This window comes from uncultured Aurantimicrobium sp. (genome assembly GCF_936931525.1).
In the GTDB taxonomy this organism is placed as follows: Bacteria; Actinomycetota; Actinomycetes; order Actinomycetales; family Microbacteriaceae; genus Aurantimicrobium.
In genome coordinates this window covers 1-4638 of sequence record NZ_CAKZII010000068.1, presented here as the reverse complement: position 1 = coordinate 4638, position 4638 = coordinate 1, and the positions used below count along the sequence as shown (strand labels likewise).

The window sequence follows — 4638 nt, the reverse complement described above, 5'->3', positions numbered from 1 at the left end:
AGACGCGTGCGAATACGTGCGGCTAGCTCTCCTGGGTTGAAGGGCTTGACCATGTAGTCATCAGCACCTGCTTCAAGTCCTGCAACAACATCTGCTGCGTCACCCTTGGCAGTGAGCATGATGATGGGCACGCCAGATTCCTGGCGAATCTGACCACACACTTCAATACCGTCAAAGCCGGGAAGCATGAGGTCAAGTAGAACGAGGTCAGGCTTGTGTTCGCGGAATGCAGCAAGTGCTTCTGCGCCATCGGCACAGAACGAAGGCGTAAAGCCTTCGCCTTCCAGGACGATACCGACCATCTCCGCCAACGCGGCGTCATCGTCTACAACCAGAATGCGTGCACTCATGCGTTAGAGCCTAGTCTCCAAGGACTAGTAGCGGTAATGGTCAACCTTGTAAGGACCTTCGACAGGCACGCCAATGTAGTCAGCCTGCTCAGGTGACAAGGTGGTCATTTTCACGCCCAGAGCGTCCAAGTGCAGACGTGCCACCTTCTCGTCCAGGTGCTTGGGGAGCACGAAAACACCCACAGGGTAGTTCTCGCGGCGAACGAAGAGTTCCATCTGTGCAAGCACCTGGTTCGCAAAGGAGTTACTCATCACGAAGGAGGGGTGACCTGTTGCATTACCGAGGTTCATCAGGCGACCTTCGGAGAGCACCAAGATGCTGCGGCCGTTAGGCATGCGCCATTCGTGAACCTGAGGCTTGATTTCAACCTTCTCTGCACCAGCAAGGTTCTCCAGTGAGACCATGTCGATTTCGTTATCGAAGTGTCCCACGTTGGCCACGATGGCCTGGTGCTTCATCGCCAGCAAGTGCTCAAGACGAATCACGTCTTTGTTGCCAGTGGTGGTGACAAAGATGTCGACCTGGTCCACTACGTTCTCAAGAGTGTCGACCTGGTAGCCGTCCATGGCTGCCTGAAGAGCGCAAATGGGGTCGATCTCGCTGACAATCACGCGAGCACCCTGGCCACGCAGAGCTTCTGCAGAACCCTTACCGACATCGCCATAACCGGCAACGAAGGCAACCTTGCCGCCGATGAGAACATCGGTGGCACGGTTCAAACCATCGGGCAGGGAGTGGCGGATGCCGTACTTGTTATCAAATTTGCTCTTGGTGACAGAGTCGTTGACGTTGATAGCAGGGAACAGCAGTTCCTGCTTGGCAAAGAGTTCATAGAGGCGGTGAACACCCGTGGTGGTTTCTTCGGTCACACCGATGAGTTCACCCGCGACACTCTGCCAACGTGACGGAGTCTCGGCAACGGTCTTGCGCAGGAGTTCAAGGATGACGCCATATTCGTGGCTGTCTGACGCAGAAGTTTCTGGAACAGCACCAGCAAGTTCAAACTCACGTCCCTTGTGAACCAAGAGGGTGGCGTCGCCACCGTCATCGAGGATCAGGTTGGGGCCGATCCACTCAGCACCTGCAGCGGAGGCTTCTGTTGACCAGTCAAAGATGCGCTCGGTGCACCACCAGTACTCGTCGAGGGTTTCACCCTTCCACGCGAACACGGGAGCGCCGGCAGGTGCGTCCACGGTTCCGGTGGGACCGACAGCGATTGCAGCTGCTGCTTCGTCTTGGGTTGAGAAAATGTTGCAGCTTGCCCAACGAACCTGAGCACCAAGTGCCACCAACGTTTCAATGAGAACAGCGGTCTGCACGGTCATGTGCAGGCTGCCGGCAATGCGAGCACCCTTGAGGGGCTGGGTGGGGCCAAACTCTTCGCGCAGAGCCATCAGGCCGGGCATTTCGTTCTCAGCCAGGCGGATCTGGTGGCGGCCAGCTTCGGCCAGGCTCAGGTCTGCGACCTTGAATTCCAGGCCGGAACGAGCATCAAAAGTTGCAGTGGGCATCAGCACAGTCATGACTCAAGTTTAGAGCCGGATCTGCAGCCCAAAAGGCCGCAGGAACCTAGGAACGAATGAGAGAAAGAACTTCGTCCCGGATGGCAGACATGGTCTGCTCATCCGCAGCTTCCACGTTCAAGCGCAGGAGAGGCTCTGTGTTGGATGGACGCACAGAGAACCACCAGAAGGCATCGCCTTCTGCGGTGTTCCCGGTGATGGTCATGCCATCTAGGGCATCTTCCGAACCACGGGAAGCGAATGCGTCACGCACTCGCTGCGTGGCTGCCTTCACGTCGCTGACGGTGGAGTTGATTTCACCACTGCTGGCATAGGGCATGAACTCGGCAGCGAACGCAGAGAGCGACTTGGGCTGGTGGCCAAATTCTGCCAGCACATGCATGGCAGCGAGCATGCCGTTGTCAGCACCCCAGAAGTTGCTGAAGTAGTAGTGAGCGGAGTGCTCTCCACCAAAGACAGCACCGGTGGCAGCCATCTGGTCTTTGATCAAGGAGTGACCCACGCGGGTGCGGACAGGCGTAGCCCCCGCACCAATGATGGTCTCTTTCACAATGTTCGAAGAGATGAGGTTGTGAATGACAAAGATCTCGTCATTCGGAGTTGCTGCCTTAGCCCGTGCAATCTCACGCAGCGCAACAATGGCCGAAACTGCCGAAGGAGTGACAGGAGCACCCTTCTCATCGATAACGAAGCAACGGTCAGCGTCACCATCAAATGCCAGGCCTAGATCAGCTCCGTGTTCAACAACTGCCTTCTGCAGGTCAACCAGGTTCTTGGGCTCCAGGGGGTTGGCCTCGTGGTTGGGGAAGTTGCCGTCCAGCTCGAAATACATCGGGATGATCTCGATGGGAAGAGCTGGAAGACCTGCTGCAGTTCCGAGCACGGCAGGAACCGTCATTCCACCCATGCCGTTGCCCGCATCAACAACAACGCGGATGGGCTTGATGCCAGAGAGATCCACGAGCGAACGAAGGTAACCGGCGTAGTCAGCCAGGACATCTACCTCGCGGTAAGAACCAGGGGTTGCAACTGTTTCTAGGCCGTTCTCGAGGTAGTCGCAGGCACGGTCGCGGATAGCTGCCAAGCCAGTGTCCAAGCTGATGCCCTGAGCACCCGCACGAGAGAACTTGATGCCGTTATAGGCGGCAGGGTTGTGGCTAGCGGTGAACATAGCTGCAGGGGCATTCCAAGAACCCGATGCGAAGTACGTCTCATCTGTGGAACACAGACCGAGGTTGACCACGTTTGCACCACGTGCCTGAGCACCGCGGGCAAAGGCAGCGGCAAAGCCAGGTGACGAGTCACGCATGTCGTGGCCAACAACAACTTCTGAGCCAGCGCCGTTGATCTCATCGATGAAGCCGGCAGCGAGTGCTTCGACCATTTCTTCGGTGAGCTGTTCTCCCACAAGACCACGGACGTCATAGGCCTTGACGATAGAACGCAGGCTCTCAACAGCAGAATTACTCATTAGCTAAGTCTAAATGGCGCATCTCGTTCCAGCCTTGAGGCGCAGTGAAACCGAGAGCATGCTTTCGGCACAAATCATGGGCTGCTGACTCTGGTTCCGGAGAGAGCGGACCCAGGACAGCAAGCTTGTCGTCATAGTCATAGGTCAGCGTGAAGAAGGCCGGCTGCTTGCAGCGACCTTTGGTGCAGACACGTTCCATGGTTTTCAGGGTAGCGCGGAGGTAGCATGGGCGCATGGACAGCACATTCCCCACCACGGTTCCTAACCGTGGCTTGAGCCGTGATCGTCACGGCCGCGGAATGCGTGGACCGGTCACTGGTCCCCACCTGCCTCAACTTCGTGGGCGATACGAAACCTTCATGCTGACGATTGCTCACACCGTGGACTACCTGCGCAGCATGTGGGCAGAAGAGCTGGCTGATGTGCACTTCGATGTGGCCCCCACACCTCCTCGCGTGGAGGTCAATGGAGTGGTGGAGCGTTGGAAGGTCGACCACGAACGTCGACGCATTGTGCTTTATCGTGTCCCCATTCAAAGAATGAGCAAACTCCACAAAGACGACCCTCTCCATCGGCAGATGATGATTGAAAGTGTTGTCTTTCGGGCAGTGGCGGAATTACTTGGCAAAGATCCGTGGGATCTAGGTCCTGAGCGACTGCGACCCTAATTCGTTTCTAGCGAGGGTAGATTGTGATGCTTGACCCCAAGACATTTGCAGGGTTGAGGGCAATAGAAGAACCAACACCTGCACCAGAGTAGGTGAGTCCGCCGACCAATCCCTTAACTCCCTTCACGGTGTAGTTCATTCCAGAGGTGAGCGGTGAGGTCACCATTTCGCCGGAAGGAACTTTCAACGTGATCTCCTTCTGGCCCGCAGAGGAGAGACTAACTTCCGCCACCCTGTTCGACGGGTTATAAAAAGTAACCGAAGGGTTCAGACCCACAGGCAGAGGGATAAGTACTTCTTCGGTGAGGAACGAGCTCGAGGAAATCCAGGTGAAATCACCACCAGTAAGTGGAGCACTCGATGCTGCCGCAGCAGGATCAATCACTGCATCCTGCACAGTACGCACTCCAGCTACAAGCGGCTGTTGAGAGGTGACAATGACTGTGTAGGTGCCATCAGGAATACCAGTCAAAGGAAGCTGTACAGCTTTTTGGGCAAGCAGATTGGCTGAATACTCGACTTTTTTTCCTGTGCTGGAGAGCAGCGTGACTTTCACTTCGCTGTTTTTTTCTCCGGGAACTAATACTCGGATACCGGGATCGAGGTCACTGACTACGTCGCCGAT

6 protein-coding genes are annotated in these 4638 nt (G+C 56.1%); 1 reads left to right on the top strand and 5 read right to left on the bottom strand.

What is annotated here, in order from left to right:
• The 4 genes from Q0362_RS02930 to Q0362_RS02915 form a co-directional block, all read right to left on the bottom strand.
• On the bottom strand, positions 1-350 hold a 350-nt coding region (locus Q0362_RS02930), incomplete at its 3' end, for a response regulator (RefSeq protein ID WP_298119588.1).
• Positions 351-374: 24 nt separating this feature from the next.
• Positions 375-1862 (bottom strand): adenosylhomocysteinase, encoded by a 1488-nt coding sequence (gene ahcY, locus Q0362_RS02925; RefSeq protein WP_298119590.1) that lies wholly within the window; start codon positions 1860-1862, stop codon positions 375-377.
• A gap of 58 nt (positions 1863-1920) precedes the next feature.
• On the bottom strand, positions 1921-3345 hold the full coding sequence (locus Q0362_RS02920; protein ID WP_298119587.1) for a phosphomannomutase/phosphoglucomutase: 1425 nt from the start codon (positions 3343-3345) through the stop codon (positions 1921-1923).
• Complete coding sequence (locus tag Q0362_RS02915) at positions 3338-3544, bottom strand: DUF3499 family protein (RefSeq protein WP_298119585.1); 207 nt, start codon at positions 3542-3544, stop codon at positions 3338-3340. Before Q0362_RS02915 ends, Q0362_RS02920 begins: the two co-directional genes overlap by 8 nt.
• A gap of 34 nt (positions 3545-3578) precedes the next feature.
• Between Q0362_RS02915 and Q0362_RS02910 the strand changes: the two genes are divergently transcribed.
• Entirely contained in the window at positions 3579-4013 is a 435-nt protein-coding gene (locus Q0362_RS02910; protein WP_280795485.1) for a metallopeptidase family protein, read from the top strand.
• 7 nt (positions 4014-4020) lie between these two features.
• Here the strand turns inward: Q0362_RS02910 and Q0362_RS02905 are convergent.
• Positions 4021-4638 (bottom strand): DUF5719 family protein (locus Q0362_RS02905; RefSeq protein ID WP_298119582.1); only part of this gene is annotated, 618 nt, incomplete at its 5' end.

Excerpts from the sequence above, each read along its gene's own strand:
- ahcY (WP_298119590.1), bottom strand. The coding sequence starts at position 1,862 with ATGCCCACTGCAACTTTTGATGCTCGTTCCGGCCTGGAATTCAAGGTC.
- Q0362_RS02920 (WP_298119587.1), bottom strand. The coding sequence starts at position 3,345 with ATGAGTAATTCTGCTGTTGAGAGCCTGCGTTCTATCGTCAAGGCCTAT.
- Q0362_RS02915 (WP_298119585.1), bottom strand. The coding sequence starts at position 3,544 with ATGGAACGTGTCTGCACCAAAGGTCGCTGCAAGCAGCCGGCCTTCTTC.
- Q0362_RS02910 (WP_280795485.1), top strand. The coding sequence starts at position 3,579 with ATGGACAGCACATTCCCCACCACGGTTCCTAACCGTGGCTTGAGCCGT.